General features: G+C 35.6%; 13 protein-coding genes. 10 read left to right on the forward strand and 3 right to left on the reverse strand.

Going from position 1 to position 18,568, the window contains the following annotated elements; translation table 11 throughout:
- Window positions 1–990 precede the first annotated feature (990 nt).
- The 3 genes from HMPREF9333_RS03885 to rpmB all read right to left on the reverse strand — a co-directional run bounded on the left by HMPREF9333_RS03885 (window position 991) and on the right by rpmB (window position 4,778).
- Entirely contained in the window at window positions 991–3,513 is a 2,523-nt protein-coding gene (locus HMPREF9333_RS03885; protein ID WP_005539937.1) for a DUF6449 domain-containing protein, read from the reverse strand.
- The gene (locus HMPREF9333_RS03890) at window positions 3,488–4,387 is read right to left on the reverse strand and encodes an ABC transporter ATP-binding protein (protein ID WP_005539938.1); all 900 of its coding nucleotides are present in this window, start codon (window positions 4,385–4,387) and stop codon (window positions 3,488–3,490) included. Before HMPREF9333_RS03890 ends, HMPREF9333_RS03885 begins: the two co-directional genes overlap by 26 nt.
- 205 nt (window positions 4,388–4,592) lie before the next feature.
- On the reverse strand, window positions 4,593–4,778 hold the full coding sequence (rpmB, locus tag HMPREF9333_RS03895) for a 50S ribosomal protein L28 (protein WP_005539939.1): 186 nt from the start codon (window positions 4,776–4,778) through the stop codon (window positions 4,593–4,595).
- Window positions 4,779–4,954: 176 nt separating this feature from the next.
- Here rpmB and HMPREF9333_RS03900 point away from each other — a divergent pair, with 176 nt between their 5' ends.
- The 10 genes from HMPREF9333_RS03900 (at window position 4,955) to mutS (ending at window position 18,565) form a co-directional block, all read left to right on the forward strand.
- On the forward strand, window positions 4,955–5,314 hold the full coding sequence (locus HMPREF9333_RS03900) for an Asp23/Gls24 family envelope stress response protein (RefSeq protein ID WP_005539940.1): 360 nt from the start codon (window positions 4,955–4,957) through the stop codon (window positions 5,312–5,314).
- Window positions 5,315–5,328: 14 nt separating this feature from the next.
- The gene (locus HMPREF9333_RS03905) at window positions 5,329–7,023 is read left to right on the forward strand and encodes a DAK2 domain-containing protein (RefSeq protein WP_005539941.1); all 1,695 of its coding nucleotides are present in this window, start codon (window positions 5,329–5,331) and stop codon (window positions 7,021–7,023) included.
- 25 nt (window positions 7,024–7,048) lie between these two features.
- Window positions 7,049–9,223: an ATP-dependent DNA helicase RecG gene (gene recG / locus HMPREF9333_RS03910; RefSeq protein WP_005539942.1), complete on the forward strand. Its 2,175-nt coding sequence runs from the start codon at window positions 7,049–7,051 to the stop codon at window positions 9,221–9,223.
- A 10-nt stretch (window positions 9,224–9,233) separates the two neighbouring features.
- The gene (locus HMPREF9333_RS03915) at window positions 9,234–11,993 is read left to right on the forward strand and encodes a L,D-transpeptidase family protein (protein WP_005539943.1); all 2,760 of its coding nucleotides are present in this window, start codon (window positions 9,234–9,236) and stop codon (window positions 11,991–11,993) included.
- Between the two features lie 20 nt (window positions 11,994–12,013).
- On the forward strand, window positions 12,014–12,583 hold the full coding sequence (rsmD, locus tag HMPREF9333_RS03920; protein WP_005539944.1) for a 16S rRNA (guanine(966)-N(2))-methyltransferase RsmD: 570 nt from the start codon (window positions 12,014–12,016) through the stop codon (window positions 12,581–12,583).
- Window positions 12,574–13,059 carry a pantetheine-phosphate adenylyltransferase gene (gene coaD, locus HMPREF9333_RS03925; RefSeq protein WP_005539945.1) on the forward strand — a complete coding sequence of 162 codons (486 nt, stop codon included), beginning with the start codon at window positions 12,574–12,576 and terminating at the stop codon, window positions 13,057–13,059. The genes rsmD and coaD overlap by 10 nt, the downstream gene beginning before the upstream one ends.
- 3 nt (window positions 13,060–13,062) lie before the next feature.
- A complete protein-coding gene (locus HMPREF9333_RS03930; RefSeq protein WP_005539946.1) occupies window positions 13,063–13,641 on the forward strand; it encodes an ATP synthase subunit B family protein in 579 nt (192 codons plus the stop codon).
- Between the two features lie 135 nt (window positions 13,642–13,776).
- Window positions 13,777–14,295: a nitroreductase family protein gene (locus HMPREF9333_RS03935; RefSeq protein ID WP_005539947.1), complete on the forward strand. Its 519-nt coding sequence runs from the start codon at window positions 13,777–13,779 to the stop codon at window positions 14,293–14,295.
- Between the two features lie 82 nt (window positions 14,296–14,377).
- A complete protein-coding gene (miaB, locus tag HMPREF9333_RS03940) occupies window positions 14,378–15,835 on the forward strand; it encodes a tRNA (N6-isopentenyl adenosine(37)-C2)-methylthiotransferase MiaB (RefSeq protein ID WP_005539949.1) in 1,458 nt (485 codons plus the stop codon).
- Between the two features lie 99 nt (window positions 15,836–15,934).
- Window positions 15,935–18,565, forward strand: a complete 2,631-nt coding sequence (gene mutS / locus HMPREF9333_RS03945; protein WP_040882251.1) for a DNA mismatch repair protein MutS — start codon at window positions 15,935–15,937, stop codon at window positions 18,563–18,565.
- Window positions 18,566–18,568 lie beyond the last annotated feature (3 nt).

Here is an 18,568-nt window from a genome sequence, read left to right on the forward strand (position 1 = left end):
AAACAGGAGAAATATAATGAAAATGAATATATTTGAAAAAATTTTCTTTTCGTCAGTATTAAGTATAATTATAAATTTTATGTTTAATTGTATTTTGTTTTGGCCTCTTGTTGAATTGTTATGGGCGCTGGATTCAAAATTGAATTTTTCAAAGTTTACAGAAGCTAGTATGGTAACTATGACTATTCAATTTTTAGCATTTTTCATACCATGGTCCATGTATAATATATACAGATATCATATATGGAAAAAAAATCAAAAGTCAAAAGCAGGTTATATGTGTACGTTAATTATACCTTCATTTTTTTTGTATTTATTGCAATTATAATAACTATATATGATTATATAACGTATGATCCCCATAGAGGTATTTTCCATATAGGGTAAAAAATACTATATTTTTAAATGAGGTGAAAATATATGGATGACTTCGAAAAAAAATATTTTTCATTGTTACAGTCTTTAAAGGAACAGATGATCTTATACTCTGTAAGCATAATTACTAAAAATCTACATTTAAGAAACTGAGGGAATATAATGAATAAATTTGAAAGACATTTCTTTTCATTAGTCGCAAGTATAATTATAAATTTTATATTAGGTTGTATTTTAGCTTGGTCGCTATTTTTCCTGTCATGGACACTAAATTTTTCAGGATTGTCAGAGATGAGTAAAGATGATGTTGCGAGCATAATTATAATATTCTTTGCATTTTTAGTGCCGTGGGTGATATATAATATATACAGATATCATATATGGAAAAAATTCCAAAAATCAAAAGTTATTTATATTTGTACACTTGTTATACCTTCTTTTTGTATTAGTCTCATTGTAATTATAATACATATAGATAACTATATAAGGAACGGTCCCGGTCCACATTCTTTTATGATCTAGAGGGGACTGTAAAAAAATCGCAGGCACAACCACCTGCGATTTTTTACATATCCTGTAGAACTATCTTATAATGTTACAATATAAAAACGATAATTACATTTTGCCGGGAGGGAAATAAAGTTTATAAAAATATTTATTATTTTTTGAAGCCGGTATATTATCATTGATTTCAACAATATCAATGTCATCATACATACTCTCCGGTTCGTCAATTGTATAGTCATAATAAAATTTATATTCAAAATCAGATTTAAACTGTTTAAATGAGTTATAGCGTTTATGATTAAAAATTATTGATGTTTCAAGTAAATATTTTGAACTAAACACATTTTCCCAGCTTTCAGGCACTTTATTAAATAATAGGGCGGCTATTTTAGTTCTGTCATATTTTCTTATATATTCATCTCCGAAATAATGGGGTGAAAAGCCTGAAGCTAAAATATCTTCTATATCATTTTTGTCTGTATAGAACTTTAGATTATAGGTTGTATCATCTAAATTTATTTTTACGGCGTTCTTACGCATTACACTGTATGGAACTTGATCGATTATTTGGTCAAAATCTACTTTCATACCATAATCAAACGCAAAGATCAGTTCTTTATGTTCGTCTGCTTCATGGTCCGGTGATACAATTATTGCTGAATCTATATTTTTTACATCAAGTGAACTTCCGACTTCAACTCCCATCTTTTTCAGTACGGAAATAGTATTTGTAAATGATGTATATACCGGATAAAAGCCTATACCGTATATATCATTGACATAATAATCTGAATCTTCTGAATCATGTTTATCCTGTTCTTTTTCTGATTTTTTTTTGTCAACTGTATCGGTTCTGAATTGTATATAGCCAAGACTCGGTTTTTCTGTATAGGTTGAGGAGTCAAGCTCCAAAAAATCTGCTCTATAAGCTTCAAGAAGTTCATTTTTGATATCTTCGCTATTGTCCGAAAATTTCAGTTCAAGATACATATCATCAATTTCTCCGTAGGTTATTGAAGAGAGCTTTGACGATTCCATACTGAAAACAGGATACACTGATTTTTTATATTCATCATCAGAGATAAGCTTTATATATTCATCTGCTATATCATAGTAATTTACTGTATATTTTCTGTATACTGTTTTTTTGTTTTTAAGGTGATAGGCTAAAATAATTTCAGCAGGCACATAATCCAATTGTTGGGAGTCCATTGAAATACTGAATGGAGAATCCTTCTTTTTATTCAGTTCAATTCCCTTTTGAACGATTGAATATATATTGTCAAAATCGGTGTATTTCATATTATTTATTGCATTAAGTATATAATCCTTATATACAGGTTTATCATTTATAGAATACAGTTCCTGCTTATAGTCTACATCATAAGAAAATGAATCATTGTCGTAATACTGTTTTAAATTTTCAAAGGATTCCATATAATGGCTTTTCAGGCTGTCTTTAACATTAATTACAATACCGGCACTTTCCAGAGAATCCCTGCCCGGCATATATCTGTCATATCCTGAGAGGTCAAATCTGTAAAATGAAAGAAACAGAACTGAAAATAAGGAAATTATAATAAGCTCATGAATATTTGAAAAGAGCTTTTTAAAATCCGCATTGTAGATTATCTCAAGTATGAGACATGAAATTACCGTGCCTGATATAAGTCCGAAAAATATCCAGCCGTTCGAATCTGTAATAGCTGCAAAAATCAATGAAAAAATGTTGGCACTTTCAAAAGCTATTATAAATTTAATAGGCGCTTTAGCATATTTAAATGCTATTGCATTTCCGGCTGCTTCAGAAGGTCTTATTTTGTAAAGTATAAAAGCTGATATAAAACATAAAACAGCTAAAAACATTATCATACAGAGCCGTACCGAATACGGTGAGTTATATGCAAAGCCGATAGTTGACGGCGAAATATATTTTAAAATATTAAATGACGGTATAGCATAGTAGGTGCTGAAATAAGCGTTTTTATAAAATGTGATTAATGAGTCTGCACAGTATGAAGCAAAATACAGTATAAAGCTGCCGAGTATACTTAAAAGGATTTTTCCTGTAAGCATCACTGCAAGGACTGTAACCATATGAAACATAAACATGGTACACATATTCACTATAAAACCGGTAAAGGTAATCTTTATAATAAGTAAAGTATCCAGGCAGCCAATAAAAATAAGCGGCATCGACAGTATAAAAAAGAGATAGGGTATGCCTACAATTAATATACTGTTTAAGCATATGATTAAAAACAGCTTTTCCCTCTTAACGGGAAGGCAGTGGTAAAAGTCGGTCCGGTTTTTATTTAATAAAAATGAGAATCCCGATATTGCTGTAACCAATGAGAGAAGCATTATAAAAAAAGTTATGTAATTATTGTTTCCACCGAAATATGAGGATAACATTCCCGTAAATTCAGCCTCAAACATATCCAGCGTTTTTTTGACATTTTCGGCTGTACCCGGACTGTAAAAGGGGGCATTTGCATTGTAATAATTTCTCATAAATATGGCTACAACTATAAATAGAAAAAACTGTATAAGCACTGAAAGCCCTACACTCCAAATTCTTCGTTTAAAGTCTTCTTTTATAAGATTAAACAATGAGTTTTTTGATGTCATATCCCTTTGCCTCCGTCTCGGTTATAAATATTTCTTCAAATGTAAGCGGTATTATTTCAAAAAAAATCGGTTCATATTTTGGGATTTTCTCTTTTATTTCCTGTTCAGATGCTCTTATAGTTAATGTATATATACTGCCTGATTTTTTTACTCCCATAATATGCAGATCATTTATAAGATTTATATCAAAATCAGGTTTTACAACTACCTGTACATTGTTTACACCGGATCTAAAATCACCGAGTGTTCTTGAGAATAAAATACCTCCTTTATGAAGAAGACCTATATGGTCGCATATATCCTCAAGTTCACGCAGATTATGTGAGGCTATGATAGGAGTAAGTCCTCTATTTTTTAGTTCTTCACAAAACAGACCTTTTACCGTCTGCCTCATTACGGGGTCCAGTCCGTCAAAGGTTTCATCACAAAATATGTATTTTGTTTTTGATGAGAGAGCGAGAATTACAGAAAGCTGTTTTTTCATACCCTTTGAAAATGTGTTTATTTTTCTGTTTTTATCAAGTCCGAACAGATTTATTGCATAATTAAAATATGTACTATCAAAAGTTTCAAAATATCTCATATAAAAAATCTTCATGTCTTCAGGAGATGCGTTTTTTAAAAAATATTGTTCATCTGAGATATAGAAAAATTTTGATTTTATTTTAGGATTTTCAAATACGCTCTCATTGTCTATCATTATTTTTCCGTCATCAGGTTTTAATATGCCGGATATCAGCTTTAAAAGAGTGCTTTTGCCGGCACCGTTCGTACCTACAAGTCCAAATACACCGCTTTCATTTATAGTGATGTTTAATTCCTTTATTGCAGTGATGCCGCCGAATTTTTTTGTAATATTAATGGTTTCTATCATTTATTACAATCCTCCTGTATATAGGTTATATACTAGCGTTAAAAAAACTACATAAATCAGAAGTATTGTAGCATCTGTATATATCTGTGTCAAATCAAAATTATTGAAGTGTGTATAGCCTGTAAATAAAAGAAACTGCCCTTTTAGAGGACAGCTCCGATACAAAATTACAACAAATATTGTATTTTAAATAAAATCGGTCAAACTAGGCACGCTCAACCTTGCCTGAGCGCAGGCATGAAGTACATATATGTATTCTTTTTGCACCGCCTGCAGTCTTAACCTTAACTGTTTTAATGTTAGCCTTCCACATCTTATTGGACCTTCTGTGAGAATGGCTTACACTATTGCCAAAATGGACTGATTTATCACAAATTGCACATTTTGCCATATTAACACCTCCTTATTACGGATCAAACTTATACTTAAAAAGTCCGCAGCAAAGCATATACTATCAGAAAGATGGAGGTTTTGCAAGCATTAAAAAGAAATTCTTCCAATTTTTTCAAAAGTAATGTATACTGTAACAGTAAAATCCTGAAACAAAAAGAAACACGGAGGAAAGGCATGAATAAAGGATTAATCAATAATAATTTCGGTCAGGTTCGCATATCGGGTGAAGTGATAGCAATGTATGCCGGACTGCAGGCTGTCGAGTGTTTCGGCATAGTCGGTATGGCTGCTATAAATATGAGAGACGGTCTTGTAAGGCTTCTAAAAAGAGACAGCCTTTCAAAAGGCATAAGTGTAAATATAATTGATAATAAGGTCAGTATAGATTTCCATGTTATAGTGTCTTACGGTGTAAGTATTATGGCAGTGTCTGATAATCTTATGACATCCGTGAAATATAAAGTCGAAAAATTCTCAGGCATGCAGGTTGACAAAATCAATGTTTTTGTCGAGGGTGTAAGGGTTATAGACTAAGGAGGAATATTTAAGTGAGTTATAATATACTTGATGCTTCAGCATTAAAAAAGGCGTTTTTAGCAGGTGCGGCAAGTCTTGAAGAAAAAAAGGAATGGATAAACGAATTAAACGTTTTTCCGGTACCTGACGGCGATACCGGCACAAATATGACAATGACTATAATGTCTGCGGTAAAGGAAGTATCGGAAGTATCTGATGAAAACATTCCGGATATATGTAAAGCTATATCGTCGGGGTCTTTGAGAGGGGCAAGGGGAAATTCAGGTGTCATACTCTCACAGCTTTTAAGAGGTTTTACAAATGTACTTAAGGAATATGACAGTGCAGACACAATTGTACTTGCCGCTGCTATGGAAAAAGCGGTAGAAACCGCTTATAAGGCGGTAATGAAGCCTAAAGAGGGAACTATACTTACTGTTGCAAGAAGCATGAGTGATAAGGCTATGTCAATTGCTTCTGAAGTTGAGGACATAGAGAGCTTTATGAAGGAGGTCATAGATGAAGGTGAAAAGACACTTGCAAGAACACCTCAGATGCTTCCGGTACTAAAGCAGGCAGGTGTTGTTGACTCGGGAGGACAGGGACTTATGCAGATAATGCGTGGAGTTTACGCATATATTACAGGTACTGAGCCTGACTATTCAAGATTTGAACGTCCAAGTATGGATAGAAGTCTTCATTCTCAATTCCAATTTGCTGATATAGAACATATAGATACGGCAGATATAAAATTTGGATACTGTACCGAATTTATAGTCAATCTTGAACATAAAATTGATGACAAGGATGTAGATGATTTTAAAAGTTATCTTGAGTCAATAGGTGATTCTATAGTATGTGTAGCAGATGATGAACTTATAAAGATCCATGTACATACCAACGACCCGGGACTTGCAATACAAAAAGCTCTATCTTACGGCTCCCTTTCAAGGATGAAGATTGACAATATGAGAGAGGAGCACAAGGAGAGGCTTATAAAGAACTCTAATAAATTGTCAAAGGAAAATGAAATTCCTAAAAAAAATGAAGTCGTAAAAACTCCACTTAAAGATTACGGTTTTATAAGTGTATCTGCCGGAGAAGGACTTTCTGAGATATTTAAGGGAATAGGTGCCGACTATATAATAGAGGGTGGGCAGACTATGAACCCGAGTACGCAGGATATGCTTGATGCGATAGATATGGTCGCTGCAAAGGATATATTTATACTGCCTAATAACAGAAATATAATACTTGCAGCGGAACAGGCTGCGAATATGAGTAAAGATAAAAAGGTTCATGTAATTCCGACAAAAACTATACCTCAGGGAATTTCTGCACTTGTAGCATTTATGCCTGAAAGCTCTATTGAAGAAAATACCGAAAATATGATTCAGGAGCTTTCCTGTGTGAAATCACTTCAGCTTACTTATGCAGTAAGAGATACCTTAATAGACGGTATAAATATACATGAGGGCGATATAATGGCGATAGGAGACAGAGGGATAGTATATGCCGGTAAGGACATTGAAAGTACGCTTATGGAATCCGTTAAAAGGCTTGTAGATGAAAAAACGGAAATTATAAGTCTGTTTTACGGTGCCGATGTAAATGAAGAAAATGCCAAAAAAGTTGCTCAGGATATAGAAAAACTATTTCCCGATATTGAGGTTGAGCTTGATAACGGAGGACAGCCTGTATACTATTACATAGTATCTATTGAGTAAAAAGCTGATTATTAATTAAATACTGATGTCTTGTAATTATGATTTAAATCAGAATATTTTAAATATAAAAGGGGTTGGAGAAAAAACAGCCGAACTTTTTAAAAAACTTAATATAGTAACTGTTGATGACTTGTTGCACCACTATCCGATAAGATATGAAAAGTATAAAAATCCCGGCGAAATTGATTTTAAAACATCAGAACCTTTGCCTGATACGGTTTGTATATATGCAGCTGTATCGGGATTTATAAAAAAATCAGTTTCAAACAATTACATAATAAACAGCTGTATGCTGTATGACGGAAAAAAAAGTATTAAGGCGATCTGGTATAACAGTACATATATAGCTTATAAGATTAAGCCCGGGTTTAAATATATATTTACAGGCAGACTTGTAAAAAGAAATGATGAGGTATTTCTCTCACATCCGGTTGTATATGGTATTGAGGAGTATAAAAAACTTGTTGGTACATTTAAACCTGTATACGGGCTGACCGGCGGTCTTAGCGGTAAGACTGTTATAAAAGCAATTAAAAACGTATCATATATAGTTGAATCTATTCGTGATTATCTGCCTGATAGTATAAGGATTAAATATAATCTTTTAAGCCTGGGGCATGCACTCAGGCAGATACATAATCCGCTTAGCGAGGAAGAGATACTGAATGCAAGGAAAAGGCTTGCATTTGATGATTTTTTTCTTTTTTTATATAATATAAGTCTGCTTAAGAATGAAAGAAAAAATATTAAAAGTTCCTACATACTTTCATACAGGCTTATAGGAGAGAACTATTTAAAAAAAGAATCAACAGGTTATGAAGATACCGGAAGTTGTGAGGGTGCTTACAACCTGCACAACTATATCTTTATTGAGGAATATCTTAAGGCACTTCCTTACAGTCTTACTTCGGCACAGCATAGAGTAATGACTGAAATTTTATCGGATATGTCAAGCAAAAGGCAGATGCACAGGCTTATACAAGGCGATGTCGGCTCCGGAAAGACTGCAGTCGCCTTCGGTGCGATTTTTGCCGCATACAGCTGCGGGTTTCAAGGTGCTGTCATGGTGCCGACAGAGATTTTAGCATGTCAGCATTATAAATTTCTGCTTTCAGTTATTTCCAATATGAAGAATCCTCCAAAAACTGCACTTCTTACGGGTTCTGTACCTAAAAAAGAAAAGCTTGCGATTTATGAACTTATTAAAAATCATGATATAGATATAGTAATAGGAACACATGCGGTTATACAGGAGGGTGTAGAGTTTTCAAAGCTTGCCGTAGTTGTAACCGATGAGCAGCACAGGTTTGGCGTAAAACAAAGGCAGTCTTTATATAATAAAGGTTCAGACAGTGTTATGCCTCATGTACTTGTGATGAGTGCAACTCCTATCCCAAGAACTCTTGCACTTATACTATATGGAGATATGGACTCTTCCGTGATTGATACAAAGCCTGAGGGCAGACTTCCTGTGAAGAATGTCGTTATAACTCCAAAGCAGCGTAATAAAGCTTATATACACATTGATAGAGAAATTAAAAATGGGCGTCAGGCTTATATAATATGTCCTCTTGTTGAGGAGAGTGAAGGAATAGAAGCAGAAAATTTATACAATTATAGGGAAAAACTTGCAAAAAGTATTCTAAAAAATTATAATATAGATATAATACATGGAAAAATGAAGCAATCTGATAAAGATAAGTCCATGAGTAAGTTTATTGACAGAAAAACAGATATACTTATTTCAACAACGGTTATAGAAGTAGGTATAGATATTCCAAATGCCACAGTAATGATGATTGAAGATGCACAGCGCTTCGGTTTGGCATCTTTGCATCAGCTCAGAGGCAGAATCGGAAGAGGAGATTTTCAAAGTTACTGTATTTTTGTCAAAACAGATCAAAATGAGCTTTCAAAAAAAAGACTTGATGTTGTCGGAAAATCAAATGACGGTTTTTATATTGCATCACAGGATTTAAAGCTGAGGGGGCCTGGAGAGCTTTTCGGGCTTATGCAGAGCGGAATTCCGGTATTTTCTTTTTCAGATATTTTTAATGATTCTAAAATATTTGATGATGCAAAATCTGCTGTTGATGATATAAATGACAGGAGTGTAGAAATATATGCAGATGAGGCTGCTGTGCTGTCTCAAAAGATAGAAGGATATCAAAAGGAATTTTATAATAAAATAAATTTATAAAGGGTGGGTAATGTTTAATAATAAAAAGGACAGATCGGGATTTGGAAGTAAAGGTCGCAGTGGTCTGTTCGGTAAAAAAAAGCCTGCGACTGAAGAAAACAAGGATATATTTGCTGATTATCTTGACAGAGGAATGTACGGAACAAGAGGAGAGGCAAATTCGGGGGCTTCACTTGAAAACGGCATGTATGGAAACCGTTCAGGTGTTTCACTTGAAAACGGCATGTATGGAAACCGTTCAGGTGTTTCGCCTGAAAACGGCATGTACGGGAGGCGTTCAGGTGTTTCACTTGAAAACGGTATGTATGGAAATCTAAAACCCCCTCAACCTAAGAAGATACCTAATGTCAACACAAGACCTTTAGATCCCGATATGCAGCGAAACAACAGGAGACCGGCTCCTCCGGCTGCACAAAATACAAGAAAGTTAAATAATGCAAGGCCTGCTGCAGGCGTACATAATACAGGAAACAGCAGAAATTTAGCTGCTCCCGGAAATATGCCGTCTGAGAGGGTTGCTCTGCAAAAACCTCCGCAGCAGCCAAATATGCGTACAGCTACAGCAAGTCAGATTAGAGGTGCTCATAATCCGGCAGGTGTCGGAATGGAAAATCTGCGGATGCCGCAAAATGCAAACCGTAAAATTCAAAACAGGCCGTATCCTGTAAACAATAATCCGGGGTTAGGTGCAGGTATGCAAAAACCAAGGGCTTCTCTTGAGGGAGGTATGTACGGGACTAATAATACAATGCAGCAAAATGCTTATATGCGGCAGCCTTCATCAATGACCGGAAAAAGCTTTGAAGAGATACAGGCATTAAATTCCGACAAATATTCAAGAGGAAAGACTAAAAACAGAAAGGCTGCCGGCAGGGCTCCGTACGCTGATTTTGGAAATAACACAAAAGTTAGAAATGTGCCATGGAAGCCTCAAGCATATGCACCGGCGAGGAAGGCTTCAGGTTTTAGTGCATTAAGGATAATTCTGCTTCTTTTGGTTGTTACATTCGGTGGCTATTTTGTGTATTCAAGAAAATATACAAAAACATTTTTCCCTAATACCTATGCCTACGGTATAAATATATCAAACAAAAGCCCTGAACAGGCTAGAGAACTTCTTAAGCAAAGTGTAAAAGATTACAGTATTAAGGTTAAATCTAAAAACGGAGAGGAAACCTTAAGTGCAAGTCAGCTTGGACTTAAGTATGTTTATGACGAAAGTCTTGATAATATACTTGCGTCTCAAAATGCACTTGTATGGGCAAAATACATTTTTGGAAAGTCTGAAATTAAACCTGAAAATATATTGCAGATCGATGATGCGGCATTAAAGTCATCATTAATATCAATGGGATTTTTTAATACAGGATATGTAAACGCCGATATTGAAAATTCAGTGGTATCAAAGTATGTAAGCGGTGTGGGATACCAGCTTGTATCTCCTGCTGCCGGCGATGGCAATGGTGCGGATTCTGAAAAGGCACAGGTTGCGATAAAGGCTGCCGCACTGTCTCTTGCTAAAGAGGTGGATTTAAACGATCCAAGTTTGGGTGTTTATATGGAGTCCGATTCTGCAAATGCCGACAACGGAATGCAAAAGCAGATTGATCTTATGAATAAAAGTCTTAAATCCGTTATAAAATACGATAACGGTACTGAGCTTAATATAGATGTTACAAGTCAGTGGATAAGTCTTAGCGGCAGTGGTGAGATAACCTTTGACCAAAAAGCGGTTGAAGATTTTGTGGCAGAGCTTGCCAAATCATATAATACCATATATAAACCGAGGACATTTACTGCCACTACCGGAGAGACCTTAACTATAACCGGAGGAAACTATGGCTGGAGAGTAAATCAGATAGGTGAAGCTGCTGCTATAAAGAAGCTTATACTTGAAGGTAAGGCTTCTGAACGGACCCCTGAGTTTTCAAAAACTGCGGCTTCAAAGACTGAACCTGACTATGGAAATACTTATATTGAGGTCAATCTGACAAGTCAACATCTTTATTATTATAAAAACGGACAGAAAGTTTTTGAATCTGATTTTGTTTCCGGGAATGAGGCTTCCGGCAAGTCTACACCGGCAGGTGTTTATCAGGTTATGTATAAACGTGAAAATGCAGTGCTTTCAAACGAGGGCGAAAACAATAATGCAAAATATTGGCTGCCATTTAACGGCAATATAGGTTTTAATGATGCACCGTGGAGGAGCGGTTTTGGAGGTGAAACCTACAAAAATGAAGGTTCGCAGGGTAATATAAATCTTCCTCCTGATGCGGCTAAATCTTTATTTGAAAGTGTTGAAAACGGAACTCCGGTGCTGTGTTTTAGAACTGATAACACGGATGATATTGTAAAAACACAGCCTGATCAGTCTGAGAGTGTGGCTGTGGCTCAGGCTGATGAACAGCCGACTGAAACTGTACCTGAAACTACGCCGCCGCCGCAGACGGCTCCGCCTGAAACCACACAGGCTCCAACAACGAAAAAAGGTAAAAAACAAAAGGCAACGACAGCGGCAGCAGGAGAGACTACTGCTGTTGTAAAAAATAAGAACAAAAATAAAAATGCAAGAAAGACACAGCCTTCAACGACAGTGTCTGCTGGTGCGTCATCTAATCAAACCTCTGCACCGCCGCAGACCAGTACGGCACCACGTACTACGGCTGCACCGACACAGCCTTCAAAAGTGGTAATAATTGAAGATACCGTACCTCAGGTAAATGAGCCTATAAGAGCCAATCCAAACGGTCCCGGCGTGAAAAAGTAGTGTGTTTTGGAGGATAGTAAATGCGTGTAATAGCGGGTACTGCCAGAAGACTATTATTAAAAACACCTGTCGGTAAAAATACACGTCCGACTTCAGATATTGTCAAGGAAACCTTGTTTAATATGATTAATGACAAATTATATAAAGCAAGGTTTTTGGATTTATTTGCAGGCAGCGGAGCTATAGGTATTGAGGCATTGAGCCGTGGGGCAGATATGGCTGTTTTTGTTGAAAATGATTTGGAAGCATGCAGATGTATTTCTTATAATCTTGAACATACAAGACTTGACATGTATGCTACAATATTGAAGATGGATGTGTTTTCAGCAGTAAGACTGCTTTCAGGAAGAGAAACGGAATCTGCTTTTGATATTATTTTTATGGATCCTCCGTATAACAAAGAGCTTGAAAGCAAATGTCTGAGGCTGCTTGCCGATTCAAGACTTGTAGATAATGATACTATTATCATAGTGGAGGCTGATAGTCATATGAAACATGTACTGTTTGAGGACTGCTGGAATATAATAAAAGTTAAAGAATATAAAAACAATAAACATATATTCTTAAACAGGAGGCAGATATGTCAATAGCCCTATATCCGGGCAGCTTTGATCCTATTACAAAAGGACATCTTGATATAATTGAGAGGGCTGCCAGAATGTATGATAAACTTATTATAGGAGTGCTTAAAAACAGTATAAAAGATCCTTTATTTACAGCAGCGGAAAGAGTTGAAATGATAAAAGACGTTATAAGTCATGTAAAGAATACAGAAGTTATAGCTTTTGACGGACTTTTAATTGACTTTGCCCACGCAAATAATATAAAAATTATTGTCAGAGGACTTCGTGCTGTAACGGATTTTGAATATGAATTGCAGATTGCACAGACAAATAAGGTGCTTGCTCCTGATATTGATACTGTATTTTTAACTACAAGTTTGCAGTATTCATACCTAAGCTCAAGTATAGTAAAGGAAATAGCTTCCTATGACGGGGATATAAGTGCTTTTGTAAATGAAAGGACTGCTTTTGATATTAAGAAAAAAATGAAAGATATGAGGTAACAAATGGGTAGGATTGAACAAGTAATAGGTGATATTGAGGATTACATAGAAAACTGCAAACCTGTGCCTTTGTCAGGTAATAAAATTTCGGTAAGTAAGGAGGAAATGAATGATCTTCTTACCGAGTTAAGACATCAGATCCCTGAAGAGGTAAAGCAGTACCAAAAGATTATCTCAAATCAGGAAGCAATAATAAATGATGCAAAACTTCAGGCAGATAAGCTTATTGATGAAGCGACCCGCAAAGCCGAACGTCTTGTAGATGAACATGAAATTATGCAGAAGGCTTATGATACGGCAAACAAGCTTATAGATGATGCAAATACTCAAGCACAGCTTATAATCGAAAAAGCAACAAACGAGTCTAACAGCATAAAAACCGCATCTATAAAATATACTGATGATATGCTTAAAAATATCCAGTCAGTAGTTTTTAATACTATGAATGAATCACAGACCAGTTTTGAGAATTTTATGGATGTGCTTCGCAGAAATTATGATGTTATCTCTCAAAACAGGCAGGAACTGTCAGGTACTCCGCAGGACAGTGTTTCAATAGATATTGATATCAATAAGCCTTGATGTTGAATAAGATTATTTTGTATATTTGTATATGGGATGATATACAGTATATATTTAAATTCTAAAGCCGGAGCAGGTTTAAATTGACCAGATGCTGTTGGCTTTATAATAGATAGTTCAGGGGAGGGATTATTTATGGAATATAGTGATGTAATCAAAGAACGGTTTTCTGTAAGGAGCTTTAAAAAGGATCCGATAGAAAAGGAAAAGCTTGACAGGATTCTTGAAGCAGGCAGGATAGCACCTACTGCCAAGAACTCTCAGCCTCAGAGGTTTTATGTGCTGAGTACTGAGGAAAGCTTTAAGAAGCTTGGAGATTCGAGAAGGATGGCATATGAAGCCCCGATAGTTATAATGGTATGTGCCGATATGGAAAAGGCATGTAAAATCGCTATTGAGGAAGGATATGATACTTCTGAAATGGACTGTTCGATAGCAGCCACTCAGATGATGCTTGAAGCATGGAATATAGGTGTAGGTTCAGTATGGGTAAGATGGTTTAATTCAGACAATCTGCATAGGAGTTTTAATCTTCCTGAACATATAAAACCGATACTTCTTCTCACGCTTGGCTATATGACAGATGACTGCCGTCCACGAGAGGGCTCTCATGATGTAAAAAATAAAATAGAAGATGAGGTTGTATATTTATAAAAGTTTTAAATCCCGGTCTTAAGTGTATATGCACTGGTATCGGGATTTATTATTTAATAAAGGAATACATAAAGATAATATAATGAATTCTTTTACAAATAGTTTAGATAATAATTTAATAACAAAAGAAAATCCTGTTCCTGAAACGGAGCCGCTTAGACAGGAATATTTTATATCATGTTTAAATGATATAATACAGGAAAAAACTCTGGAGGCAGGCAGAAGACCAACCTATAAAATAGTAACTTTCGGTTGTCAGATGAATGCAAGAGATTCCGAAAAGCTTGCAGGGATATTAAGTAATATAGGTTATGCAGAGGGTGAAAATGAGGAAACTTCAGACCTTGTAATTTTTAATACATGTACTGTAAGAGAAAATGCCAATGACAGACTTTATGGAAGATTAGGAAAGTTAAAAAAGCAAAAAAGTCTGAATAACGATATGCTTATAGGTATATGCGGCTGTATGATGCAGGAAAAAGATGAGGTTGAAAAGATAGTAAAAAGTTACAGATATGTTGATATGATATTTGGAACTCACAATATTTATAAACTTGCCGAGATTCTTTATAACAGGCTTCATGGCAGGAAAAGAGTTGTTGATATAATAAATGGCACTGATATGATAGTTGAAAAGCTTCCAAGCAAAAGAGTTTATAAATTCAAATCAGGTGTCAATATTATGTTCGGATGTAATAATTTCTGCAGCTTCTGTATAGTTCCCTATGTAAGAGGACGTGAACGTTCAAGACAGCCTGAAGATATAGTTGCTGAAATTAAAAGCCTTGTTGAAGACGGGGTAGTTGAAGTCATGCTTTTAGGACAAAATGTAAATTCCTATGGCAGGGGACTTGGCAGAAATATAAGTTTTGCAGGACTTCTTGCTATGATAGCTGAAATTGAAGGGCTTAAAAGAATAAGGTTTATGACACCACATCCTAAAGATCTTTCAGATGATGTTATAAAGGTAATGAAAAATAATCCTAAAATATGCCGTCATATACACCTGCCGCTTCAGTCAGGAAGTTCAAAGGTACTTAAGAATATGAACAGGATTTACGACAAGGAAAAATATCTTGAACTTGCACTTAAGATAAAAGATGAGATTCCGGATATAAGCCTTACGACTGATATAATAGTCGGTTTTCCTACTGAAACCGAAGATGATTTTTTAGATACGCTTGATGTCGTAAGACGTGTAGAATATGATTCTGCTTTTACTTTTATTTATTCAAAAAGGACAGGTACACCTGCAGCAAAATATGATATAAAACCGGATGAGGCAGTTATAAAAAACAGATTTAACAGACTTCTTAAAGAAGTACAACAAATTTCTACAAAGCGGGCTTTATCACATGTAGGACAGATACATGAGGCTTTGGTAGAAGGGATTGATGAACAGCTTGAAGGATATGTTACTGCAAGACTCGGTAATAATATGATAGTTCATATTCCCGGAAATAAAACCGAGATAGGAAGCTTTTTTAATGTTATGCTTGATCAGGCCAGGGGATTTTATTTTATGGGACACAGGATTTAAAGAAATTGTATATAAAAGAGCTATATATAAACTCTATATAAAGAGGCTATATTAAGACAACGTATATAAAATAGATGAGGAGGCGGTATTTTGTCGGGAATGACCCCTATGATGAAACAGTATCTTAAGACTAAGGAGGAATATCCGGAATGTATACTGTTTTACAGGCTTGGAGATTTTTATGAGATGTTTTTTGAAGATGCAAAGCTTGCCTCAAAGGAGCTTGAATTAACTCTTACAGGTAAAGACTGCGGGCTTGAGGAGAGGGCACCTATGTGCGGTGTTCCATATCATTCGGCTGAAGTTTACCTTGATAAGCTGGTTCTAAAGGGTTACAAAGTGGCTATCGCTGAACAGGTTGAGGATCCTAAGCTTGCAAAGGGGCTTGTCAAACGTGAAGTAGTAAGGATTGTAACCCCGGGTACTATAACAAGCTCAAATGTACTTAAGGATGATAAAAACAATTATCTGCTTAGTATATCCTATCTTTCAAATCATTTCGGTATAGCGGCGGTTGATATAAGTACTGGAGATTTTTTTGTTACGCAGGCAGACAGTGTACATGAATTATATGATGAAATAAGCAGGTATTCACCTTCTGAAGTGATATGCAATCATGCTTTTAAGATCAGTACAGCCGAACTTGATGTATTAAAAAATCAATATGGGTTTGGAATATCATTTTTAGACGATCAATATTATAATGAAAAGGAATGTAGAAATATTATATCCAGGCAGTTTAATATATCAGCCGGTGAACGACCGGGATTTTTTGCTATGCCGGAGGGTATAATATCAGCAGGGGCGGCACTTAGATACCTTTATGAAACACAAAAATCATCATGTCCGAATATACAAAGTATAAATTATTACAGTTGCGGTGAGTATATGATAATGGACGCAGGTTCAAAGAGAAATCTTGAACTTTTTGAAACTATGCGTGAAAAGAAAAAATATGGAAGTCTTTTATGGGTAATTGACAAAACAAGGACTGCAATGGGGGCAAGACTTTTAAGAAGTTATATTGAACAGCCGCTTATAAACACAGATGCGATAGAAAAAAGACATGAGTCGGTTGCGGAGTTTCTTGACAGGTATATAGACAGACAGGAACTGGGTGAATATCTCTCTTCGGTATATGATCTTGAAAGACTTATAGGCAGGATAAGCTCAGGGCTTGCAGGAACAAAGGATATGCTCGCCCTTGCAGCCTCACTTAAGATGCTTCCTCATATAAAGAATATTATAAACACCTTTTCAAGCAGACTTATATGCAGCCTGAACCAGGACTTTGATGTGCTTGAAGATGTTTATGAACTTATATTTAATTCTATAAGTGAGGATGCTCCCGCTTTATTAAAAGAGGGAGGGATAATAAAATCCGGATACAGCGATGAGATTGATAAACTTAGAAGTGCAGGCAGCGAGGGAAAGAACTGGCTTGCCAAACTTGAAACGAAAGAGAGAAAAAAAACGGGAATTAAAACCTTAAAAATAAAATACAATAAGGTTTTCGGATATTATTTTGAAGTTACAAATTCATATAAAGCCTCCGTACCTGACTATTTTATAAGAAGGCAGACACTTGCAAATGCCGAAAGGTATACAACCACAGAACTTGCTGAAATTGAAGAACTTATACTGGGTGCAAATGGTAAACTGATTGAGCTTGAATATTCTGTTTTTAATTTAATAAGAGAAAAAACCGCAGCACAGGTTGCCAGAATACAGGCAAGTGCAAAGACGATTGCCGCTTTTGATGTACTTATATCATTTGCAAATGCGGCATATAAATATAATTATGTAAAGCCGTCAATTAATTCAAAAGGAATTATCAGTATAAAGGAGGGCAGGCATCCGGTAGTTGAAAGAATGATAAAAAATGAGGCATTTATAGCCAATGATACCTTCCTTGACAATGCTAAAAACCGTATGGGTATAATTACAGGTCCAAATATGGCGGGAAAATCGACTTATATGAGACAGAATGCACTTATAGTGCTTATGGCACAGATAGGGGCATTTGTGCCTGCAAAATCTGCCGATATATGTATATGCGACCGTATATTTACAAGAGTAGGTGCATCGGACGATCTTGGAAGCGGTCAGTCTACATTTATGGTTGAGATGAATGAGGTTGCGGATATTTTAAAAAATGCTACAAAAAACAGTTTTATAATTCTTGATGAAATCGGAAGAGGTACTTCAACTTTTGACGGACTTTCAATAGCATGGGCAGTAGTTGAGCATATATCAAATACTAAGATACTTGGAGCAAAAACTTTATTTTCAACACATTATCATGAACTTACCGAGCTTGAAGGCAGTATATCGGGGGTAAACAACTACTGTATACTTGTAAAGGAAAGCGGTGATAATATAACATTTTTACGAAAAATAATAAAAGGTGGTGCAGACAAGAGCTATGGTATACAGGTTGCAAAACTTGCCGGCATACCTGAAAATGTTATAAAAAGGGCAAAAGAACTGCTTGAGGAGCTTTCAGGGGCTGATATAGCCAACAATGCAAGGGTGATAGCCTCAGGAAAGGGATATAAGCCTGTTCCAAGGCAGGATGAGCTTGAAGCATCACAGCTCTCAATATTTGATACTGTAAAAGATGATGAGATAATTTCGGAGATAAGAGATATTGATCTGTCGGTAATAACACCGATAGATGCACTAAATACCTTATATAGACTTCAAAATACTGTAAAAAACAGGGTTTGATGT

The sequence above is a fragment of the Johnsonella ignava ATCC 51276 genome, from assembly GCF_000235445.1.
GTDB classification, from domain to species: Bacteria; Bacillota; Clostridia; order Lachnospirales; family Lachnospiraceae; genus Johnsonella; species Johnsonella ignava.